Below are 24551 nucleotides of genomic sequence, written 5' to 3' on the forward strand. Positions count from 1 at the left end.
CTGCGCGCGCCGGAAAAATGATCGCCGGTCAACGTGAAATTCGGGTACCGGACTACTCGGTACTTCCGTGCTCGATCGGCCGACACTCATTACGTGTCCACCGGTAAGAACATCGTCATCTGTCTCGACGGAACAGGCAATCAGGTACGCGCCAGCGGTTGTACGAATGTGGTCCGCCTGTTCGAGATGCTGGACCTGAGCGATGCCACGAAACAGATCGCCTACTACGACCCGGGCGTCGGTACTTTCAGCGCTCAGGGCGCATGGACGCCACCGGCCCGGTGGTTGTCCCGAGTGCTGGGACTGGCGGTCGGCAGCGGACTGCGTTCGAATCTCGCCGAGGCCTATTCCTATCTGATAGGGCACTGGCAGCCGGGCGACCGAGTGTTCATATTCGGATTCAGCCGCGGCGCGTATACCGCGCGAGCGCTGGCCGGACTACTGCACGAGCCGGGCCTCTTGCGTCCGGGTAGTGAGAATCTGGTCCAGTACGTTGTCAGCGCCTACACACGCAAGACCACGAACTGGCCGGAACTTCGCCGATACGCCCGCACCTTCTGCTCGAAGTCCACCGACGGCGATTTCTCGATTCCCATCGAATTCCTCGGCGTATGGGACACGGTGAAGGCGGCCGGACTGCTGCGCTGGGAACTGAAATGGCCTTTCACCAGGCAGGTGCCCAATGTGGTGAAGGCACACCATGCCGTTTCGATCGATGAGAAGCGTCGTCCGTATGAGGAATATCTGGTCACCCCGAAGGGCAACCGGCCGATTCTCACCGAGGCCTGGTTCGCCGGTGTCCACTCCGACGTCGGCGGGACCTTCGAGGACGATCCGAAGCTGGCCGAAATCGCGCTCAAGTGGATCACCGACGGTGCGCTCGAGGCCGGATTGCTGCTGCGCGCCGGGGCCTACCTGGATACCTGCGCGATAAGCCCCGCACACGCCAACGGCAGCGTGCACCGGATGGGCTGGATCTGGGCGCTGCTCACTTACCGCCGACGGAAGGTTCCGGCGGGTGCTCGAGTACACGCGAGTGTGCGATCACGGTGCGCGAGCGACACGACATATGGAAAACGAATCCCCCGAGATGTCATGTGGGAGGACGAGCAATGGACGAAACTGCGAATTTAGCGGTGTACTCGAGCGGAATCTGTCCACCGGCCCGGCGCAGGCTGCGCACCTTCGCATTCGATCCGATGTCGACGCGTCTGTCCGGCCAATTCCTCACCCTTGATATCCCGTTCGAACACATCCGGGGACCGGGCCCCGACGGCACGCTCGTACAGGTGGTCGACTTCGACGCCAGCCGTAACGCCTGGTACGAACCGGTAGACCTGGACGATCCATATGTATTGGCGCAGGACGGAATTCGTCCATCCGAAAGCGATCCGCGTGCGCACCAACAGGTCGTCTACGCGGTCGCGATGAGCGTCATCGAGCGGTTCGAACGCTTCATGGGACGTCGATTCCGGTGGCACGGCGACCAGATCCTGCGTCTGGTCCCGCACGCCTTCGAGGGGCAGAACGCCTATTTCGATCCGCGCCGCCGCGCCTTGCTATTCGGCTATTACCAAGCCGATGCCGAGAATCCCGGCGCGAATCTCCCCGGACAGGTCATCTTCACCTGTCTGTCGAGCGACATCATCGCGCACGAGGTGACGCATGCGATCGTGCATCGAATCCGGCGGCTGTACAACGAATGCACCAATCGGGATGTCTTCGCTTGGCACGAGGCCGTCGCCGACTTGATCGCGCTGTTCCAGCACTTCACCCACCGAGACGTGGTGCTCGACGCGATCGCGACCACGTCGGGAGTACTCGAGAAGAGCGCCGGACTACTGGATTTGGCCAGGGAGTTCGGTGAATCCACCGGGCGCGGCGCGGCATTGCGTTCGGCGATAAAGGACCGCAGCCGCACGCCCGAACGATTTCGCGCGGCACAGGAGCCACACGAACGCGGTGCGTGTTTCGTTGCGGCGATATTCGACGCATACCTGGACGCCTACCAGAACGCGATCGCGGACCTGCTGCGGATCGCCAGCGGCGGCACCGGAGTGCTGCCGCCCGGTCGGCTGCATCCGGATCTGGTATCTCGGATCGCCGACGAGGCGGTCAAGACCGCGGACCGGATGCTCGGGATGGTTGTGCGGAGTTTCGACTACCTTCCGGTACTCGACGTCAATTTCGGCGATGTCGTGCGGGCGATCGTCACCGCGGATCGCGCACTTTATCCGGAGGACCGGCAACACCTGCGCAGCACGCTCGTGGAGGCGCTGCGGCGGCGCGGCATCTGGCCGATAAGCGTCACCTCGCTGACCGATGAAGCGCTGGTCTGGCAGCGGCCGGACACCCGGCTCAACCTCGGCGACGGCGATCACCCGGTCGATTTGTCCCGGGTCATCCTGTCCGCATCGAAGGATCTCGACCCGATCGGCATTCCGGGCGAATTGCGTACCCCCGCCGTACCCGACGGCAACGGCTCCTCCGGTCGGGACGTATCCCCGACCAGGCGTTCGGTTTTCGAGCAGGTCGCCCAAGAGCTCATCGGCTGGGCCTGCTCGAATGCCACCCGAATCGGGCTGGATCCGAACTTCAAGATCAGCTGCGAAGGCATCCATGTCTCGTACCGCATGGCGGGTGATCGGCTGCCGCGTCCCGAATTGGCCATTCAACTGCTGCAACGTCGCACGGACCTCGAAGATGCGGGACAGGCCAAGCAACAACCGGTGATCCGCGCCGCCACCGCGCTCGTCGTCAGTGCCGACGGGAGCGTGGACTATGTGATCGCCAAACCTCTGCCGTTCAGCGACGAATCGGCGGCGGCTGACGACACTGCCATTGCATTCCACCGAGCGGGCGAGCTGCGGCTGGCCGCGATGCGGGAATGGTTCGACCGACTGGAAGCCGACGACACACTGAGCGCGTGGACCGCCGAGCATGCGATCCATCGCCTGGACTTCGCGGCGATCCACGCGCAAGCAGATGAGTAGGTACGACATGTCGACGCCGACAACGATTGCCGTCCGGATGTACAACGTCGGATTCGGCGACGCCTTCACCGTGACCGTGCGGCGCAAGCACGAAACCTGGCGCATGCTGGTCGACTGCGGCGTGCACAGCCAGGGCCAGGCCCGCCCGATCCGGGACTCCGTGCAGGCCATCATCGCCGACCTCACCGCGGCCGATCCGCACCACCGACCGCATCTCGACATCGTGGTCGCCACCCATCACCACGCCGATCACATCACCGGATTCGCCTGCCGGGAATGGGAGCAGGTGAGCGTGGACGAGGTGTGGGTGCCGTTCGTCGAGGACCCCGACGACGAGGACGCGCGCCGGATCCGCAGCGGTCAGATCGAGGCCGCGAACGGTCTGCTCGCGCTCATCGAGCGGCGCGGCGACGGGCATCGCATGTCGGCGGCCGTCGAACAGGCACAGGCGTTCGCGGTGAACTCGCAGGGCAATGCCGCCGCGACCGATCGGCTGCTCGGCCGCAATTTCAGTGGATTCGCCGCACCGCACCGGGTGCGCTACCTGCCGAGCAAGGACGAAACCGAGAATACGATCACCGTGGATCGCGTCGGGCTCGTCGCACACATCCTCGGGCCGCCGCGCGACGCCCGATTCCTCAAGCGCATGGATCCGCCCGCGAAGCAATCGTGGCCGCTGGTACGGGCCGGCGCGTCCGCGGAGAGCGACGGCAGGCCGACACCGCTGTTCAACCGGCGCTATATCGCGCGGAATCCGCTGCCCGGCCGCCTGCTCCAAGCGAAGGCGGCTCTGAACCTGGACGAACTCGTCGACGATGACGATCGCCTGCTGCGCGCCGCCTCGATCCTGGAGAACGCCGTCAACAACACCAGCGTCTTCTTCGTACTGGATATCGCCGGAACCCGGCTGCTATTTCCGGGAGACGCGCAGCAGGGTGCATGGGAGCACGTCCTATCCGATCCGCGCAATGTCGAGCTGGTTTCCCGCCTGGCCTTCTACAAGGTCGGCCACCACGGTTCACACAATGCCACACCGCGGCGTTTCGTCGAAACAGATTGGCAGACAGAAGGTTACGCGATGATTCCGTTCGGACTCGTCAAGCGCTGGGCCAAGACCATACCGAAGAAATCGCTGGTGGACGCGCTGGTGGGTCACGATCACACCGTCATCAGAGCAGACGAGGCACCCGATGTCGTCCCAGGCAAGGTCGCCGTAAACGGTGACCTGTGGACCGAGGTAACCCTCACAGCCTGACTCCAGATCTAATGCCGCGTCCAGCCTGCCTGTCGCGCTTCTCCCGGCCGCTCGCCGAGCGTAGTGATATGGCGTCGAATTCACCGTGGGCAACCACGATTTCGACTACGTTCGACGAACGTCGGCGACTAGCCGCCGCGCAGCCAGCGTTCCTTTAGCATCCAGTGGTTGGCCCACCAGGCACGGATGACTTCGGGGTCGGCGTTCAGCGAGGGCGGCGGGGACTCACCGGGGAAGAGCCAGTTGCCATCCGGCGCGCCGACAGTGGTCGAAGTCGGTGTCGGCGATTCGGGCGTCGTGGAGCCGGGAGCGGCTGGGGGCGCGACCGGGGTCGTTGTCGCCGTTGATGGGGCGGAGCCGGGTCCGGTCGGGGCCATCGTCTCCGTTGTGGGTGCGGAAGCGGTTGCGGACGGAGTGCGGCGTGCCGGTGGCCGGGTGGGTGCGATCGGCGCGATCTGTTGCGGCGTCGGTTCGACGGCAGGGGTAGTGGGCAGTACGGATTCGATAGTGATCGGCGCGGATGGGATGGCGGCCGGGGGCGTGCTCGGCGGGGGCGATGCGGCTCGGCCGACGGCCTCGCTCGGATGGTCATCGAGGATCTGCGCAACCGCGATACCAGACGCACCGAGCAGCGTCGCGATGGCGGCGGCGCCCAGTAGCAGCCGCCGGTTCCGACGGCTATTGCTCGGCGTCACCACCGGTAGCTCGCGCAGCCGCTCGGCGGCGATCAGCGCCGCCCCGCGTGCCGCGGCATCGGCGAGTTCGCGATCCGCCCCGGTCAGCACAGCCAGCGCCGACCGATCCGAGACCAGCGACGACGACGCCCACTTCCCGGCCGCCAGCTGCGAGACGATCGAGCGCCGCTCGGCCACCGACCGGTACACGATGGCGACGTCCTCGACCCCAGCACCGAGCTCGTCGACGAAACCATCCAGCACACCGGTGATCGCGGCCCCGACCGCCCCCTCGCGCAGAGGTCGCTGTTCCGAACGCACAACAATGCCCGGCACCCCCTCCGCCAGCACGACCCCGCGCACCACCGCCTGCTCCACCGATATACCGACTGTGGCCATACCGAACACCTCTGATCGGAGACAACTCTCCTGATGGATTCGAAACGGACACGTCAACCGATTGCACCCAGCTCGATCTGAATCGGAGCTCATCGAATGGAGCGACGCCCGTACGCTCCACCCCAAACCGATCGGCTCAGACAGCACATGCCTCGCTGACCAGCGGCCGCCTCAGACAGGCGGACATAGCTAATACATGGCAAGCAGGCTCGAACACCTGCTCGGCGCATCCAGGTTTCAGGGCCGCGTTACGCGCCGCCTGGGGCAAGCCACAGATTTGCCGCATGCCTCTTGGATTCGGCAGTTCTCCATGCGCCGATCGTGTCAGCCGCTTAAACTATCCCCGCCGCAACGTGCGACAAGCAATCAGAGGTCGAGAAATAGCTGGTAGAAATCCAGGAGGTGCGGAATGTCGGAAGCCAGTCGTCGGCACCGATCCCGTCCGATATTGATTGCGAGTATGTTGCCACTTGCGGTCCTTCTCGGCACAGGAGCAGCCAACGCGTCGCCGGATGACGCCACGCAGGCACCTGCGGCGCCACCGATAACAACGGATTGGCTAGCGCCGACACACCACGAGCCGTGGCGAAGTTCATTCCCAGCGAATCCGCTCACCGCCGATCGTTGGACCCGAGTCCAGGCGGTGGTCACACCGGACGCGCCGCCGGCCGCAGATCAGGAGCCGATCCAGGCGTTCTGCGCGCACATCCCGGTAGATCCCGGCCGATGCACCGTCACCGCCGTCGACGCGGGTGTCGGTGCGGCAATCGGTGCTGGCATCGCCGCGGGCGTGTCCGCGCCCGTCGCGATATCCGCCGCACTCGCTGGTGCGGCCGCCGGGTTCGTCGCCGGTATCCCGTTCCTGCCGACCGGCTTGGTGGTCGGCCCGCTCGCCGGGGCGGCCGTCGGCGTCGCCGTCGTCGCGGTCCCCGCCGCCGTGCTCGGTGGGGCGCTCGGGGCGGCGGTCGGTGCGATAGTGGGCATCACCACGCCTCTCCCGCAAGGGGACGGCCGAACCGATGGATCCAGCGCGCCCTCCACCTCGCCGAACTGAACGCGGTCCTCACTCCAGTCGTTCATCGAGAATCCGGGCGATCTGGGCGACCGCGCTCGGTTCGGTCATCGCGAGGTGGGTCGCATCGATGTCGAAAACCGAAATCCGCCCGCGGATTACTTGCTCCCATCCCTCGTGACCTGCGGCATCGGATCGTCTTTCCCGTGTCGCGGTGAAGTAGAGCATGTCGCTGTCCAATACTGCGGGCCGCCACCTGCCAGCTGCCCGGATCGCCATGTTGTAGGCGTCGGTCAGGCGCTCGATTCTCGCGGCATCGATACCGAGGCTGCCTCCCAGGTGCCGTTCGATCAGGTCGGCGGCCTCCTCGGCGGTCGCATCGGGCCGCACGAAATCGACGCCCATGACCGGGCCGAGATTGCTGATCAGCTCTCCGGCCGTGACGGTGTAGAGCGTCGACACGTCGACACCGTCCAACTCGGCGTCCAACAGGGCCAGCAGCGCGACTTGTTCACCGGCGGTACGCATCTCGACGGCAATGGCATGGGCGATCACACCACCCAGCGACCAGCCGAGCAGGTGATAGGGGCCGTGCGGCTGAAGCGCCCGAATCTCGTCGAAGTAGCGTTGGGCCATTTCTTCGATCGACGTCGGACCGGGGACCTCGCCGCCGATTTGGGGCGCCTGAAGGCCGTAGATCGGTCGGCCGTCGGAGAGGTACCGGTCGAGGGTGCGGTAACACCACGACAGGCCGACGGCCGGGTGGATACAGAACAGTGGTGCTCGCTCACCGCCGGTCCGGATCGGCAACAGCACGTCGAAGCCGTCATCGGTGCGATCGACGGCGGGACCCGAGCGCATTCCGGATTCGATCCGCTTGGCCAGGTCGGCCGGGCACGGATCGGACAACATCCAGCTGATCGGAATCTCGCAGTCGAGTTCTCTGCGCAACTCGCTCACCACTTGCACCGACTTCAGCGAGTTACCACCCAAGGCGTAGAAGTCGTCATCGGCGCCCACCCGATCCACGCCGAGCACCGCTCCGAAGGCCCGTGCGACCTCCCCTTCCAGCCACGACGCGGGCTGCCTGAACTCCCCTACTGCGAGCACCGGCTCCGGCAGCCGGGTGTGGTCCAGCTTTCCCGGCGCGGTGAGGGGTACCGTGTCCAGCACCATCATCGTGGTGGGCACCATGTAGTCGGGCAATTCGGCCGCCGCGTACGCCAAGACCGCGGCGGTGTCGATGATGGCGCCCGCAGTGGGTATCACGTAGCCGACGAGGTAGTCCACCGCACCGGTGGAATGCACCACGGCGAACGCCCGCGCGACGCTCGGGTGCTCGGCGAGTACTGCCTCGATTTCACCGAGTTCGATACGCAGGCCGCGCAGCTTCACCTGGAAATCGGTGCGGCCCAGGTATTCCAATTCGCCGGTGCGGCGCCAGCGCACCAAGTCGCCGGTGCGGTACAAGCGTCGGCCGACACCGTACGGATCTGGCACGAACCGCTCCGCGGTGAGGCCAGGGCGTGACTGATAGCCGCGCGCGAGCTGGGCACCCGCCAAGTACAGCTCCCCGGCAACACCGGGCGGTACCGGATGTAACCGGTTGTCGAGTACGTATGCCCGCGCATTCCATACCGGCGCGCCCATCGGCATGCTCCCGCTGTCGGCTTCGGTCACCCGATGCGCGGTCGCGCACACGGTGAACTCGGTCGGCCCGTACAGATTGTGCAACTCGGCCCCGGGCACTGTTCGCCGCACCGTGGCCAGCACATCGGGTCCGAATGCCTCACCACCCACTAGCAGCGTCCGCACCGATGCCAGGGATTCCGCGGGTACCGCGTCCGCGAATACCGCCAGCATCGACGGCACGAACGCGGTGATCGTGACCCGCTGGGTGGCAATGGTTTCGGCGAGATAGGCCGGGTCGGTATGCCCGTCGGCTCGCGTGATCACCAGCTTCGCCCCCATCGCCAGTGTCGCGAAAAGCTCCCACACCGACATGTCGAACGTGGCCGGGGACTTGTACAGCACCACATCATTCGGCATCAGCGCGTAGGTCTCGTTGACCCACCGCACCTGGTTGACCACCGAATAGTGCGCTATCGCAACACCTTTCGGTCGACCGGTCGACCCCGAAGTGAAGAGCAGGTATGCGACGTTGTGCGGGCGCAGCGGTGCCAGCCGATCGGCATCGGTGACCGGCGCGTCATCGAATCCGGACAGCTCCACCCCGTCGAGCGACGACAGCTCCAGCACCGGTGCGGCGATCGACAGCATGTACGCGATGCGGTCGTCCGGAAGGTCCGGATCGACCGGCACGTACCCACCGCCGGCCGCGTGCACCGCGTACATGGCGGTGACCTGGTCCAATGAACGCCGCATCCGCAGCGCCACCAACGATTCCGGACCCACGCCGCGCGAGATCAACCACCGCGCCAATCGGGATACCCGAGACGCGAATTCCGCATAGGTCAGCGATTGTTCTCCGAAAGTCACCGCGGGCCGGTCCGGGTAAGCCCGCACGGAGTCGGCGAAGATCGAGGCGAGCGTCTCGCCGGATGGGACCGCGCGATCGGTCGAATTCCACTGGGTCAGAACGGCTTCCCGTTCATCGGCGGCGAGCAGATCGACCTCGTACACCGGCTGTGCGGCATCGGTGACGAGTGCGCCGAGCAACCGCAGCAGGCGATCGACGATCGTGGTCACCGTCGTCGCGTCGAAGAGGTCGCTCGCGTAGGTCACCGCGCCGCTGATGCCAGCGGGGGCGCCGGTGGAGTCGTAGGAATCCGACACCATGATCTGCAGATCGAACAGTGCGCTGTCGGTGTCGGCGGTCATGGCCGACGCCGAGAGCCCCGGCAGTTCGAACTCGGCCGTGCCGACATTCTGGAATGCCAGCATCACCTGGAACAGCGGATGGTGGGCGTGCGAGCGCACTGGGTTCAGCTCCTGCACCAGCCGTTCGAACGGAACATCGGCGTGCCCGAACGCGGCCAGATCGGTCCCGCGCACCTGCTCGAGCAACTGGGTGAACGTCATCTCGGGGGTCAACCGGGTCCGCAGCACCAGGGTGTTGACGAACATCCCGACCAGATCGTCGAGTTCGGGCTCACCGCGTCCGGCATACGGACTGCCGATCGCGATATCGTCCGTGCCTGCCAGCCGGGCCAGCGTAGCCGCCAGCGCGGCGTGGAAGACCATGAACAGTGTCGTGTTGTGTGCTCGCGCGATCTGCTGCAATCGCGCGTGCAGATCGGCACCGACGGTTATCGGCACGCTCGCGCCCGCATAGCTCTGTGTGGGCGGACGCGGTCGGTCGGTCGGGAGTTCCAGCAAGACCGGAAGCTCCGCCAATTCGAGTGTCCAGTAGTCGATCTGGGCGCGCAGCAGCGATTCCGGGCCGTCTTCGGTCCCCAGCACCGTCCGCTGCCAGATCGCGTAGTCGGCGTACTGCACCGGCAGCGGCGCCAGGCTGGGTGTCTCACCGCGCAGGTGTGCCGTGTACGCGGTCATCATGTCCCGCGCCAGCGGGCCCAGCGACGACCCGTCGCAGGAAATGTGGTGCACCACCACGGCCAGGACCCACTCGTTCGGCTCGAGCTCGAACAATCGCACCCGGACCGGCGCCTCGACCGTCACATCGAACACCATCGAGACGAACGCCGACAGCGACTCGGCCAGTTCCGATTCCGCGATCGCCGTCACGGTGACCGGCGTAATCACCTCGGTGGCGGGAAGGACCACCTGCGACGGCTCGCCCTCGGCGTACGGATATATGGTCCGCAGGACCTCGTGCCGGTTCAGCACGTCCTCGACGGCCGCATGCAGCGCGTCGAGATCCAGCTCTCCGGACAGCCGCAGCAGGATCGGAATGCTGTAGGCGGCCGAGCCGGGTTCGAGCTGGTTCAGGAACCACATTCGCTGCTGTGCGTAGGACAGCGGGATGCGCTGTGGCCGTTGCTGTGCGGTCAGCGCCACCCGGCCGGTATCGGCCTGCGATTCGGCGCGCGCGGCCAACCGCGCGACCGTCGGCGCCTCGAAAATCATCGACGCCGGGATGGTCGCGTCGAGCGCGACACCGAGCCGCGCGGCGACGCGGGTGGCCACCAGGCTGTTGCCACCCAGTTCGAAGAAGTCGTCGTCGGCGCCTACCGGACCGTCGATGTCAAGGACGTCGGCGAATACGGCGGCCACTATTTCCTCCACCGCTGACGCCGGTGCCCGGAAACGCTTGGCCTGGACGACGGGGGCGGGCAGAGCCGCGCGATCGAGCTTTCCGTTCGGCGACAATGGGATCGAGTCCAGGATCATCACCGCGGCGGGCACCAGGTACGACGGTAGCACCTCGATCAACGCCGCCCGCAACTGTTCGCCGGACAGACTCGCCCCGGTTTCGGGCACCGCATAGGACACCAACATCACCGGACCGGTACCGTCCTGGCGCGCCACCGTGACCGCGTATGCCACATCCGCGCGCGCGCTCAGCACCGCATCGATCTCGCCCAGCTCGACCCGGTAACCGCGGATCTTCACCTGGAAATCGTTGCGCCCCAGGAACTCCAGGGCACCGTCGGCATTCCAGCGCACCACATCACCCGTGCGGTACATGCGACGTCCCGCTTCCCCGAACGGGTGCGCGACGAATCGTGCCGCGTTCGTCGCCGCCAGATTCAGATAGCCGCGAGCCAGCGCCCGGCCCGCCAGATACAGCTCACCCGTCACCCCGACCGGCACCGGCTGCAACCGGGCGTCCAGGACCAGCGCCTGTATTCCGGGCACCGGGGCACCGATCGTCGGCCGGTCGTCCGGCCGCAGCGCACCCGTCGCCGTGGCGACTATGGTGGCCTCGGTCGGCCCGTACAGCACCTGGAATCTTCGGGCGCCGTCGATATCGGTGCCCGCCCAGCGCCGTACCAGATCCGCCGGGACCTCCTCGCCACCGGACAGCACCAGCCGCAAGTCGTCCAATCCGGCCGGGTCCACCGATGCGAGCGCGGCCGGGGTCAGGAAGGCATGGGTGACCCGCTGCACGCGCAGGAACTCGGCCAGCTCACCACCGCCGTACATGCCCGTCGGCGCCACAACCAGTGCAGCGGCCCGGCTGACCGCGATCAGGATCTCCATCAGTGCGGCGTCGAACGACGGTGACGCGAAATGCAACATCCTGGACGTGGGCTGGAACTCCGGTTCGGCGCGCCAGCTCGAGACGAAGTCGGCGATGCCGGCATGGGTGACGGCGACGCCCTTCGGCACCCCGGTGGATCCGGAGGTGAAGACCACGTAGGCGATATCCGCGGCCCGCAGCGGCCGCGTCCGCTCGTCATCATCGATCGGGCCGCTCGCCGACGCGTCGATCCGCGCGGCGTCGGCCGGGTCGTCGAGCACGATCCAGTGCACCGAATCGGGCAGCTGGGCACGCACCGAGGACACCGTAACCCCCAGCGTCGCACCGGAATCCGACACCATCTGCTCGATCCGCGCCGCGGGATAGCCGGGATCGACGGGCACGTATGCCGCACCCGTCTGGACCACCGCCCACCACGCGACCACGGACTCCATCGACCGCGCTGCCGCCACCAGGACCGGACACTCCGGTCCAGCGCCGCTGCGGATCAGTGACCGCGCCAGCCGACTCGACCGCTCGTCCAGCTGTGCATACGACAACGTGGCTTCCCCCGCGACGACGGCGAGTCCGTCGCCGTTGTCGCGGACGGCCGAGGCGAACACCTCCGGCAGTAATCCGGACGGCTCCGGCATCGCGACGGTGCGCGCCCCCACCCGCGACGTGAGCGCCGAGCGCTCGTCGGCCTCCAGCCAGTCGATATCCCCGATCACCGCGGCCGGATCGTCGGCGACGGCTTCCAATACCCGCACCAGCCGTCGGACGATCGCCGCCGCGGTCGCCTCGTCGAACAGATCCCGCGCATAGGTCATCGTTCCCGAGATGCCCTGCACCACACCGGCATTGCCGAACGAATCGGACAGCATCAGTTGCAGGTCGAACTGGGTCGCCCCGGTATCCACATCCGCTCGGGTAACCCGGACATCGGGCAGTGCGATATCGACCGTCGACACGTTCTGGAACGCCAGGGCCACCTGGAACAACGGATGCCGCGCCGCCGATCGTTCCGGGCTCAACGCCTCCACGACCCGCTCGAACGGCACGTCCGCGTGCTCGAACGCAAGCAGGTCCGTCTCGCGCGTGCGCCGCAGCAACTCGGCGAACGGTTCGCTCGGATCCACCTGGGTCCGCAAGGCGAGGGTGTTCACGAACATCCCCACCAGATCGTCCAGCGCGGGCTCGCCGCGCCCCGCAACCGGGGTGCCGATCACTACATCATCGCTGCCGCCGAGACGCCCCAATACCGTTGCCAGCGCGGCATGTATCACCATGAACAGCGACGACCCGTGCGACCGTGCCAGCGCGAGCAACCGCTCGTGCAGCCTCGCATCGATCTGCACCGGAACCCGGCTTCCCGACAGTGACGCGACGGTCGGGCGTGCTCGGTCCGCGGGCAGTTCCAGCCGGTCCGGTGCACCCGCGAGCGTCGAGCGCCAGAACTCCAGCTGCGTGGACATCAACGACGTCCGATCGTCCTCGGTCCCCAGCATCTGCCGTTGCCACCACGCGAAATCCGCGTACTGCACGGCGAGCGGCGACCAGTCCGGCGCGTGCCCTGCCAGTCGCGCGGCATACGCCGCCATCACGTCCCGGGCCAGCGGCCCCATCGACTGACCGTCGCCCGCGATGTGATGGACCACCAGCGCCAGTAGGAATTCTCCGGTGGCACCGTCGAGCTCGAACAATCCCACTCGCATCGGCACCGCGGCCGTCACATCGAATCCGCGCCGCACGAACTCGCCCACCACATCCGGGACCGAATCCACCGGCACGCGCACCGGCTCCACCGGCACCGCGGGCTCGTCGAGAACGACCTGCCGCGGCTCACCCGAGACTTCCGGATATATCGTTCGCAGTACCTCGTGACGTGCCATCACATCCGCGAGCGCGGCCGCCAGCGCCTCGGTGTCCAGCCGTCCCGACAGCCGCAGCAGCACCGGAATGTTGTATGCCGCAGAGTCCGGCTCGAACCGGTTCAGGAACCACATCCGCTGCTGTGCGAGTGACAGCGGCACGGGGTCGGGCCGCACTCCGGCCAGTAGGGGCAGTCGCCCGCCGCCGCTGAGTGTCCCTGCGAGCGCGGCCAATTCGCCGACGGTCGGCGCCTCGAATACCGATCGCACCGGCACGTGCACGTCCATGGCCGCACCTATGCGCGCCGCCACGAGCGAGGCGCTCAGCGAATCGCCGCCCAGCGCGAAGAAGTCGTCGTCGACTCCCACCCGGTCCACGTCGAGGACCTGCTCGAATGTGCGCGCGACCAACTCTTCCAACCCCGGCGCAGGCGCCCGGAATTCGCGGACGACGGCAACCGGTTCGGGCAACCGCTCGCGGTCCAACTTCCCGTTGGCGGTCAGCGGCACCTCGTCCAACACCACCACCGCGGACGGCACCATGTACCGGGGCAACGCCTCGGCCAGCGCCGCACGCAACTCATCACCCGAGACCTCCGCCCCGGTCGCGGGCACGACATAGGACACCAGCAGCACCGCTCGTCCCGCATCGCCGCGCGGCACGGTGACGGCGTATGCCACATCCGCACGCGCACCCAGCACCGCGTCGATCTCCCCCAGCTCGATCCTGGTGCCGCGCACCTTCACCTGAAAATCGTTGCGCCCCAAGAAGTCCAGCTCACCATCGGCGGTGCGACGCACCATGTCACCGGTCGCGTACATGCGCTGACCCGGCGCACCGAACGGGCATGCGACGAATCGCGCGGCAGTCAACGCCATCCTGGCGACGTACCCATGGGCCACGCCGGGTCCGAACAGGTACAGCTCGCCCGCGACACCGGTCGGCACAGGCCGCAACCAGGTATCCAGGACCACGGCCGCAACCGGTCCCACCGGCCTGCCGATCGTTATCGCGGCACCCGGTGTCAGCGCGTCGCCGGAGGTGGCCCAGATAGTGCATTCCGTCGGCCCGTAGACATTGACCATCGCACGATGCGGCGCCCACCGATCCACCAGCTCCGGGCCGACCGGCTCACCGGCCGCCGCCAGCACGCGCAGCCCGTCGAGACCGTCGCACGGGACTGTCGCCAGCGCCGACGGGGTGACTATGGCATGCGAAATAACTTCTCGCCGGATCAGATTCGCCAGCTCGGGACCGGCGTAGACATCGGCGGGCGAGACGACGAGCCGACCGCCCGAGCCGTGCGCCATCAACAGCTCGAACACCGAGGCGTCGAAGCTGGGCGAGGCGACCTGCAGCACCACCGATGTCCGGTCGACGCCGAGCATTCGCCGCTGCGCCGCGACGATATCGGCCAAGCCGCGATGGCTGACCAGAACGCCCTTGGGCGTTCCGGTCGACCCGGAGGTGTAACTCACATACGCGGTCTGATCCCGCCGAATCGGCCCGCCGCGTTCGGCATCGGTGATCGGCGCGGCCGGTAGTGAGTCCAGGGCGGCGAACGTCTGCTCCGCGTCGAGGATCAGATAGTCGGCACCATCCGGAAGGTGCTTCCTGGTGGACGTATCGGTAAGCCCGAGGATGGTTTTCGAGTCCGACAGCAGAAATTCGATGCGGTCCGATGGCAGGGCCGGATCAATCGGCAGGAAGGCGGCGCCCGTCTTGGCCACGGCCCACAGTGCCACCGTCGCCGCAAGGGATCGCGGAAGCACGGACGCGACGACCTGTCCCCGCCGGGCGCCGTGCCGCAGCAGGACCCGAGCCAGACGCGCGGAGCGCTCGTCGAGCTGTCGGTAGGTCATGGTGGCCGTACCGCACCGGACGGCGATCGCGTCGGGTTCGGCGGCGGCGGTGGAAGCGGCGAGCATGCGGTCCAACGTGTCCGGAATCGCCACCTTCGGATCCGAAACCGGCCACAACGGTCCCGGTTCCTCGTCGAGCGGCAGCTCGCCCAACCGCACGTCCGCGTTCGCGGCGATCCGGCGCAGTAACTCGACGAAACGGTCGAGGATGCGACGCGCCGCGGCGGTGTCGAATGCGCGCTCGTGGAATCGGAGGATGATCCGCAGCCCCTGTGTCTCGCCGTCCTCGGACGGCTGCGGTTCCACGACCAGGCTCAGCGGGTACGGCGTCGCGTCCACACCGCTGAGTTCGTCCACCCGCAGGCCCGCCGAATCGACGAGTTCCTGCAGTGCCGCCCGGTCGACGGGGAACGACTGGAAGGTGAGCACGGTGTCGAAGAGTTCGGGCAGGCCGACGCTGCGGTGAATTTCGGGTAGGCCGATATGATGATGCTCCAGCATGCGGGCGTGCCGCGCCTGAATGCCGGTCAGCAACTCGCGCACCGTCATGGTGGGTTCGAGCGGGACGCGCACCGGAATCGTAGTCAGGAACATGCCAAGCGTCTGATCGACCAGCGGCAACTCCGGCGGTCGGCCCGACACCGCGGCGCCGAAGATCACATCGGTCTCACCGGTCGATACGCGCAGATTCAAGGCCCAGGCCGCGGCGACCGCCGTATTGATGGTGACGGCCGTCTCCGCCGCCACGCGACGAAGTTCTGCGAAACGATCCGCCGTGAGTTCGGCCGTGACCTCGGCGGCGGATACGGAGCCCGCCGCGCCAGCGTCGCGGGATACCCGAGTGGGTGAATCGACATCCGAAAAGGCATGCGCCCATGCAGCTTTGGATGCGGCGCTGTCCTGTCGGGCCAACCAGGACAGATATTCGCGGTAGGAGGGGGCGGGTCCGGCGGAGTCGATATGCGCGGGCGATCCGTAGTAGTCGAGCAGTTCTCGCATCAGCAGCGGCATCGACCAACCATCCAGAATCACATGGTGATTCGTGACGAGCAGCCGGTAGGAGCTCGCATCGAGACGGATCAGCGTCAAGCGCAGCAGCGGTGGCGCCGACAGGTCGAAACCCGACGCCGCGTCCGCCGCGGCAATCGCTTCCGGATCGGATTCCGCATCGCCGCTGTCGGCGAGATCGATCTCCCGGAGCGGGATTTCGGCGTGGTCCAGCACGATCTGGCACGGTCCCGCCACCGTCTCCACAAATGCGGCCCGCAGGATATCGTGCCGGTCGACCACGGCCTGGGCGGCACGTCGCAGGCGCTCACCGTCTACCTCGCCGGAGAATCCGATCATCGTCTGGACGGTGTAGTTGTCCCCGGCATCCGGGTCGAACGTCGAGTCGAAATGCATCCCGGATTGCATGGGCGACAGCGGCCAAATGTCGGACAGGCCGCGGTACTGCCGTTCGAGCCGATCGATGTCCTGTTCTGTCAACGCGATGAGCGGATAATTCGAGGTGTGCTCTCGCTGAGTTTCCTCGACGGTCACCGGAGCCGCATCACGACCCGCCAGCGCGGCGAGGGCGGCAACCGTCTTGCCTTCGAAGACATCTCGCGGCGTGAACGTGAGCCCGGCGGATCTCGCCAGCGCCACCAGCCGCATCGAGACGATGCTGTCCCCACCGAGTGCGAAGAAGTTGCTGTCGGCGGACACCGTGTCGAGACGGAGCACGTCGGCGAACAGTTGCGCCACAACCTGCTCGGTATGCGTCGACGGCGGCCTGCCGGCCGATGCGTGCGATTCGAAGACGCGCTCGCACAAAGCTTTCCGATCGATCTTGCCCGTGGGCGTGCGCGGCATCTCGTCGAGCCGCACGATCGCCGCGGGATTCATATAGCGGGGTAACCGGTCGGCGAGATCGTCGCCGAGTGCCGCGACATCCACGGCAGCGCCCGGCGCGCCGACGACATAGGACACCAGAACCGGTTCACCGGCAGGCCCTTGCACCGCAACTGTCGCAACACTCGCGACGTCCGGGTGCCGGGCCACGTAGGCATCGATCTCCCCCGGCTCGATCCGCAGGCCGTGAATCTTGATCTGCTGATCGCAGCGGCCCAGGTATTCCAGTGCCAACCCGGCGGATCCGCGCACCCAGCGCACGGAATCGCCGGTCCGGTAGATCCGCTCGCCACGGGTGGATCGCGGATCCGCGACGAAGAGCGCCGCGGTCATGCCCGGTCGATCCACATACCCGCGGGCGACTCCGGGGCCGCCGATATAGAGTTCGCCCGCGACACCGACCGGCACCGGTCGCAGCCACGTGTCGAGCACCATCGCGGACGTACCGCGGATCGGGCCACCGATCGTCAGCGGCTCGCCGGGTACGAGGGCATCCGACCCCGTCGCCCAGATCGTGCACTCGGTCGGTCCGTAATGATTCATCAGCCGTCGTCCACGACCCCACCGGTGCACGGTGTCCGGCCCGGTCGCTTCGCCGACGACCGCCAGCGATATCAGCGACGGTATCCGGGACGGATCCATCGTGTTCAGCACGGACGGGGTGAGGATCGCATGCGAAACCTGCTGCGACCGAAGCAATTCCTCGAGGTCGGTGCCGGCGTACACCTCCGGTGGCGCCACCACGAGACAGGCGCCACTGCCGTGCGCCAACAGCAGCTCCGACAGGTAGGCGTCGAATCCCGGCGACGCGACCTGCAACACCAGCGAATCCGGGCCCACGCCGAAGGCGTCGGCCTGCGCCGCGACCAGATCGGCCAGACCGCGATGGCTGAGGTGGACCGCCTTCGGTTTGCCGGTCGATCCGGACGTATAGATCACATATGCCGCATTGTCGACCGAGAGCCGATCGGACCCGGCCGGACGCGGCGGACCATCATGGGTGTCCGAAGCCGAAGCGTCCAGCGCCAACCACTCGATGGTATCCGGAAGCCCCTGTGCGACAGCGCTCGTCGTCACGCCGAGACCGATCCGCGAGTCGGACAACAACTCCTCGATCCGCGCGGCGGGATTGTCGGGATCCAACGGCAGGAAGGCCGCACCTGTTTTCGCCACCGCCCAGATCGCGACGACCAGTTCAGCCGAACGTGGCACGGTCACCGCGACGATCGACTCGGCGCGAGCACCGTGCCCGGCCAGCAGGCGAGCGCACGCGTCGGCGCGACGCTCCAGCTCACGATAGGTCCAGGTGGTGTCACCGCATCGGACGGCCACGGCATCCGGATACCTGCACGCGGTTCCCCACAGGATGTCACGCAGCATGAGCTCCGCGACCGGCTCCTCACCGCGGACCGAAAGCAGTTCCGCGCGTTCGGCATCCCGGCAGGAGGAGATCGCGGCGACCTTCCTGGCGGGATCGGTGACGATCTGGGTGAGCAGCAATTCGAACCGGTCGAGCAGTGTGCGGGCAGCGTCCGCATCGAATCGGTCGGTGGCGAATTTCAGTGTCACCGTGTAGGTGCCGGGTTCGTCGGCATCCATACGTTCGTCGCGACTCGACCGCGGTGGCGTCACCTGCAAACTCAACGGATACGGCGTCGCGTCGTGTGCGTCGATCGCGACCAGCCGCAATCCGGCGTCGGAGAGATTGCGTGCCAACAGTTCCTGGTCGAGCGGATAGGACTCGAGCACTATCGCGGTGTCGAACATGTCGGGGATACCGGTGGCCCGTTGCAGCTCCGCCAAACCGATGTGCTGGTGATCCAGCATTGCGGCTTGCTCGGATTGGACACGGACGAGCAGGCCACCGACGGTTTCGCCGGGTTCGAGACGGACGCGGACGGGCAGCGTGTTGACCAGGAGCCCGACCATGCGCTCGACATCCGGAAGCTGCGGCGGGCGCTGCGACATCGTATTGCCGAACACCACATCCGAGCGTCCGGTCAGGGCGGCCACCAGCAATGCCCACGCCACCTGCACGACCGTGTTGGCGGTGATGCCGTGTGAGCGGCCCAGATCGAGGATCGCGGCGGTGGTCGTGGCGTCCATGTTCAGGCCGATTTCACCGACTTGCGCGGTGACGGTCCGATCCGGCCCGCCCGTGACCCGCGTCGGACTATCGATTCCGGCGAGCATCTCCCGCCACGCGGCGATGGCGGCATCGCGATCCTGAGCCTGTAGCCACTGCAGATACTCCCGATACGAACGCGGTGACGCGAGCACGGCGGTATCGCCACCGGATGTGTACAACGCGAGCAATTCGTGGATCAGCAGGGGCATCGACCAGCCATCCAGCACGAGGTGGTGGTTGGTGACCAGCAACTGGAACCTATCGGCGCCGGTGCGCACGAGGTGAAAACGCACCAGCGGCGGGCGGGCCGGGTCGAATGGAGCCACGTCCGCCGTCGCGAGCCGCCGAAGTGCCTCGGCCTGTTGGCCGAAATCGCTGATATCGGTGACACTCGATTCGGCCCAATCGACCCCGGCGTCACGCAACACGACCTGACGTGGCCCATCCGCACTTTCGACGAATGCGGTCCGTAGGCTGTCGTGCCGATCGATGAGCACCTGCGCGGCCCGCCGCATCCGCTCCGCATCCACCTGCCCCGCAAATGTCAGCGCCACCTGCACGATGTAGACGTCGTCGCCGCACCGGTCGTAGACCATGTGGAATAGCAGCCCGGACTGCAGGGCGGTGAGTGGCCACACATCGGTCATCGACGGGTATTCCCGCAGCCAGTTGTCGACCTCGTGCTGCGATACCGCGGTGAGCGGGAAGTCGGAGGGGGTGAAGCCGGGTGTGGTGTCGGATCGGACATGATCGGCAAGTGCCCCCAGGGCGCGAGCCCACAGCCCGGCGAGTTCGTCGACCTCATCGCCACCCAAAACCTGCGAGGCGAACTCCCAGGTCGCGTCGAGTTCGAGCCCGTCGCGACCTTCCTCGGCGATCGTATTGATATCGAGCACGGCGGCCAGCGCCATCGCCGGATCGCTGGTCGCGGTCAGTGCGGTGAATTCGGTGGTTGGCGCCCAGGGCCCCGAGTATTCACCGACACCTACCCGCCCGAGGTAGTTGAAACTGATCTGGGGCTCGGGCAGAGTTGCGAGCTCGGCCCTCCCCCGGGAATCGAGACAGCGCAGCATTTCATAGCCGATGCCGTTGTCGGGCACCGCGCGCAGCTGCTCCTTCACCTGCTTTATCGCCAGTCCCGCGCTGGGGCCGCCCGCCAGCGCATCGTCGAGGTCGATGTTCTCCCATTCGATCCGGACCGGGAAGCGTGTGGTGAACCAGCCCACGGTGGCGCTGAGATCGACGCCGGGCACGGCCGACTCCTCGCGACCGTGTCCCTCCAGCGAGATCAACTCTCCGGCGGCCGCCGTCGTCCCGCGCCTGCGCCGCCACTCACCGAGCGCCAGTACCAGGGCTGCCAGCAGCGGATCGTTGGCACTGCAGTGGAAGCGGTCCGGAATGGTGGTGAGAATCGCCTCGGCAACCGCTGCCGGGATGCGCTGATGTACCCGGCCCGCGGTGGCGCCGACGTCACGATCCGGGAGCAGACGGCGCAGTCCGAGCAGCTGATCGCCACGCTCGAGTACGGCTTTCCACCGGCCGAGCTCCGCCGACCGCCTGTCTGGCGCCTGTTCGACCAGACCGTGCACCCACCGCCGGAACGAGGTGGTGACCGGCCCGAAATGCGGTTGGCCGCCAACGGAAACCAGCGACCATGCCTGTGCGAGGTCGGCGAGGATGATGCGCCACGACACCGCGTCGACGGCGAGATGGTGAATCACCAGCCACATCAGGTCGGGTGTCGATTCATTGCGATCCCGCATCCAGACGGCCTGCACGAGCACACCGTTGCCCGGGTCCAATCGATCCGCGGCCTGTTGCAGGTGGCGGTCGACTTCGGCGGCGTCTCGTCGATCGAGCCGAACGTCGACGAGTGCGGCTGCCGGGTCGACCGCTTCCCGATCGAGCACCTCGATGTACCGATCAACCGAATCGCCATCGCGCAGCGCCGCGCGCAGCATGTCGTGGCGGTCCAGCAGGAAGCCCAATGCGCGCATGAGACTCGCTCGATCGACTCCCTCCGGCAGGTGCACGAGTGCGGCCTGAGCAAATCGGTCGTAATGACCCCGATCGAGCATTGCGCGCATGATCGGCGACAAAGGCATCGCCCCTACCCCGGCACCGGGCAACTCGGCCAGCTCGGGGGTCCCGCGGGCTTCGGTCGCCGTGGCCGCCAGCCCCGCGACAGTCTTGTGCACAAACACATCCCGTGTGGAGAAACTCAGGCCCTCGGCCTTCGCCCGCGCCACCAGCCGGATCGACAGAATGCTGTCGCCGCCGAGGGCGAAGAAGCTATCGTCCGCCCCGGCCCGAGGCACGCCGAGCACCTCGGCGAACAGCCTTGCGACCGTCTTTTCCCGAGCCGAGGCGGGCGCCCGACCGACCGGCGCGATCCCGAATTCGGGTTTTGGCAAAGCACCGCGGTCGAGCTTGCCGAAGGCATTCACCGGGAGGCTGTCCAACGCGAGGATCACCGCCGGCACCATATGCGGCGGCAGCGAAGCACGGGCGAAGCGCTGGAGTTCGAGCGGATCGACCCTATGGCCGCTGACCGGGACGACATAGGACGCCAGCACGGTGACGCCGACATTGTTCTGTACCGGCACGGTGACGGAAAGGTCCACGTCCTCGTGTGCGGTGAGCGCGGCGTCGATTTCAGCCGGTTCGATCCGGTAGCCGCGGATTTTGACCTGGAAGTCGCTGCGCCCCAATAATTCCAGCGTCATCTCGGCCTCGTCGCCGGTCCAGCGCGCGATATCGCCGGTGCGGTACATCCGTTCTCCGGCGTCGCCGTATGGATCGGCGACGAACCGGGCAGCGGTTTCGACGGACAGATGGCTGTATCCACGCGCCAATCCCGGCCCGGCCAGATATAGCTCGCCCGCGGTGCCTTTGGGCACGGGTTGGAGCGTCCGGTCCAGCACCATCGCCGAGACGCCACGGATGGGGGCACCGACCGTCTGGGCGCGGTCCGCGCTCAGCATGGCACCGACGGCGGTCACGGTGGTCTCGGTCGGACCGTATTCGTTGTACATGGACAACGAGGGTGTCCACCGCTCGATGACGTGCGGTGGACATGTGTCGCCACCGACCACGACCACCCGCAAGTCGGTCGCCGGACGCGGGTCCACCGTTGCCAGCATCGTTGGCGTCAGCGTCAGGTGGGTCACGTGCTCTTCTGCCAGCAGCTGGGTGAGCGGTTCGCCTCCGGTCACCTCGGGCGGCACGATCACCAGCGTGGATCCGCTCGCGAAGCAGGTCAGAAACTGTTCCAGGGAGGCGTCGAAACTGGGCGAGAGGGCATAGGACACGCGAGATGTCGCGTCGATGCCGTACGCGGCGGCGCGGTCGGCAACGAGATTCGCGAGGCCGGTGTGGGTGACCTGGACGCCTTTCGGCGTTCCGGTGGATCCCGAGGTATACGTCATGTAGGCGACATTGGACGGCCGTAGTGGTCGGATGCGTTCATCGTCGGAAATCGGCCGATCCGCGATGTCGGATTCCCACCGGATCGCGGGGTCGTCGAGAACCAGATGGTGTATCTCCTGCGGGAGCCGCCCGCGCAGGGCGTCCACCGTGATCGCCACTGTCGCGCCGCTGTCGGAGATCATGTGGTCGATCCGCTTCGACGGATACTCGGGGACCAGTTGGACAAACGCGGCCCCGCATTTCGCGACCGCCCACGTCGCGACGACGGATTCGACCGAGCGTCGCAGCATGATCGCCACCGCCGTGTCCGGCCCACACCCCAGAGCTATCAGATGGCGTGCCAGCTGGGACGATCTGGTGTCCAGCTCGCGATAGGTCATCGTCTGCTCGGCCGAGACGATCGCGCACGCATGACGATTCCGGCGCGCGCTCTCGCTCAGCATTACCGGAAGCAGGCGTGTTCCGACTCCGCTGGCCCCCCGCACCGGCAGCAGCGCGGATCGTTCCGCTACTTCGAGCAGCGGCAGTCTGCTGACCGGGCAGCCCGCTCCCCCGGCGAGGAACTCATGCAGAAACATGAGGAACCGGCGGTGGTGGCCGGCGAGCTCGTCCGGGCTGTAGGCGCTCGGATTCCCCTGGAAGTCGATACGTGTACTGTTCTTGCCCGCGCCCGGGTAGATATTGACGAAAAGGTCGGCGGTGGGCCCTGAGGTGAGGACGTTCAGGCGGCCTGTCGTGTCGCCCAGCACAACCTCGTTCTCGATCATCATGAGGTTCACGGTCGGTCCGAAGGATGCCGCCTCGTCGCGCGCAATTCCGATGTCGCGGAATATGTCCTCTTGGCGGTAGCGCTGCCGCCGGAGCGCACTGGTCAACTCGCTGAGCACAGCGGCGATCAGTTCACCGACGGTGCGACCGGCGACCCGCACGCGCAGCGGGACCACATTCGCCACCATCCCCCCGGAACGGCGCAGCACGGCAGAGTGCCGACCCGAAACCGGCAGGCTGAGCAATACTTCACCGCTTCCGGTCATCCGAGCGAGATAAGCGGCGAACGCCGCGACGATGGTCGAAGTCACGCTGGGGCCGTGCTCGAGCGCGACGCTTTCGAGCAGTTGCGCAGTGGCGTCCGGCAGCTCGGTGTCGACCAGCGTCGGATGGATGGTGGGCTTGCCAACGCGACCGGCCAGGCTGACAACCGCAGGCGCGTCTGCCAGATGCTCCATCCAGTATCTGCGGTCGTTGTCGAAACGCGCCGAACCCCGGTACGCCAGATCCTGCTCGACGACAGCCCTCAGGTCCTGCGCCGCGCACGGCGGCGTTGCCTCGGACTTCACCCAAGCGTTGTACAGCTCGGTAATCCGGTGCAGCATCGTCACCGCGGCAAATCCGTCGAGTGCGATATGGTGGGCGCGCTGATACCACAGGAAATGGTCCGCGCCGACCTGGAACACAATGCTCGTCACGAGGTGGTCATTCAGCAGGTCAAGCGGAGCAGAGTAATCCTGAACCATCATTCTGTGCGCAGTCGCAACCGGATCGGCGTGCTGACGCAAGTCCACGACCGAAACCTGAGCTCCATGTTCTTCGTCGATGAACTGACGCGGCTCTCCGTCGACCTCGGTCAGCCGAAGATGTCCGGATCCGAACTCGCGATCAGCGGTTCTGCATGCCTCGGCAAGCAATTCCGTGTCCAACTCGCCTGCGATCTCGACGTATTGGGCCACAGATATCGGCGACGATTCCGCGAGATGCTGGGCAAACCAGATGCCCTGCTGCGCCGCGGTCAATGGAAGAACGAATGACGAACTGAATGGGCCGGTTTGCGACGATCTCGACGAGTCCGGACTGCCATCGATACCGCGCTTGAATTGGTCCATTTCGACCTCCGCTGATACCGTTCGTTCGAAAGATCAGGGATATTGCT

At 66.6% G+C, this 24551-nt stretch carries 6 protein-coding genes; 4 read left to right on the forward strand and 2 right to left on the reverse strand.

Annotated elements, in window-relative coordinates; translation table 11 throughout:
- Positions 1 to 93 precede the first annotated feature (93 nt).
- The 3 genes from NA5_RS15515 to NA5_RS15525 are packed head-to-tail and all read left to right on the forward strand — an operon-like array spanning position 94 to position 4248.
- A complete protein-coding gene (locus NA5_RS15515) occupies positions 94 to 1134 on the forward strand; it encodes a T6SS phospholipase effector Tle1-like catalytic domain-containing protein (RefSeq protein WP_062986386.1) in 1041 nt (346 codons plus the stop codon).
- Positions 1113 to 2993 carry a gluzincin family metallopeptidase gene (locus NA5_RS15520; protein ID WP_157110438.1) on the forward strand — a complete coding sequence of 627 codons (1881 nt, stop codon included), beginning with the start codon at positions 1113 to 1115 and terminating at the stop codon, positions 2991 to 2993. Before NA5_RS15515 ends, NA5_RS15520 begins: the two co-directional genes overlap by 22 nt.
- Positions 2986 to 4248 carry a ComEC/Rec2 family competence protein gene (locus NA5_RS15525; RefSeq protein WP_157110439.1) on the forward strand — a complete coding sequence of 421 codons (1263 nt, stop codon included), beginning with the start codon at positions 2986 to 2988 and terminating at the stop codon, positions 4246 to 4248. The genes NA5_RS15520 and NA5_RS15525 overlap by 8 nt, the downstream gene beginning before the upstream one ends.
- A gap of 128 nt (positions 4249 to 4376) precedes the next feature.
- Here NA5_RS15525 and NA5_RS15530 read toward each other — a convergent pair whose 3' ends face one another.
- Complete coding sequence (locus tag NA5_RS15530; RefSeq protein WP_157110440.1) at positions 4377 to 5321, reverse strand: hypothetical protein; 945 nt, start codon at positions 5319 to 5321, stop codon at positions 4377 to 4379.
- 643 nt (positions 5322 to 5964) lie between these two features.
- Here NA5_RS15530 and NA5_RS15535 point away from each other — a divergent pair.
- Positions 5965 to 6375: a hypothetical protein gene (locus NA5_RS15535; RefSeq protein ID WP_062986394.1), complete on the forward strand. Its 411-nt coding sequence runs from the start codon at positions 5965 to 5967 to the stop codon at positions 6373 to 6375.
- Positions 6376 to 6384: 9 nt separating this feature from the next.
- On the opposite strand, the gene NA5_RS15540 is transcribed toward NA5_RS15535, so the two are convergent.
- Positions 6385 to 24504, reverse strand: coding sequence for a non-ribosomal peptide synthetase (locus NA5_RS15540; RefSeq protein ID WP_084484158.1), 18120 nt, complete (start codon positions 24502 to 24504; stop codon positions 6385 to 6387).
- Positions 24505 to 24551: the final 47 nt, after the last annotated feature.

It is taken from the genome of Nocardia anaemiae NBRC 100462 (assembly GCF_001612725.1).
Classification (GTDB): domain Bacteria; phylum Actinomycetota; class Actinomycetes; order Mycobacteriales; family Mycobacteriaceae; genus Nocardia; species Nocardia anaemiae.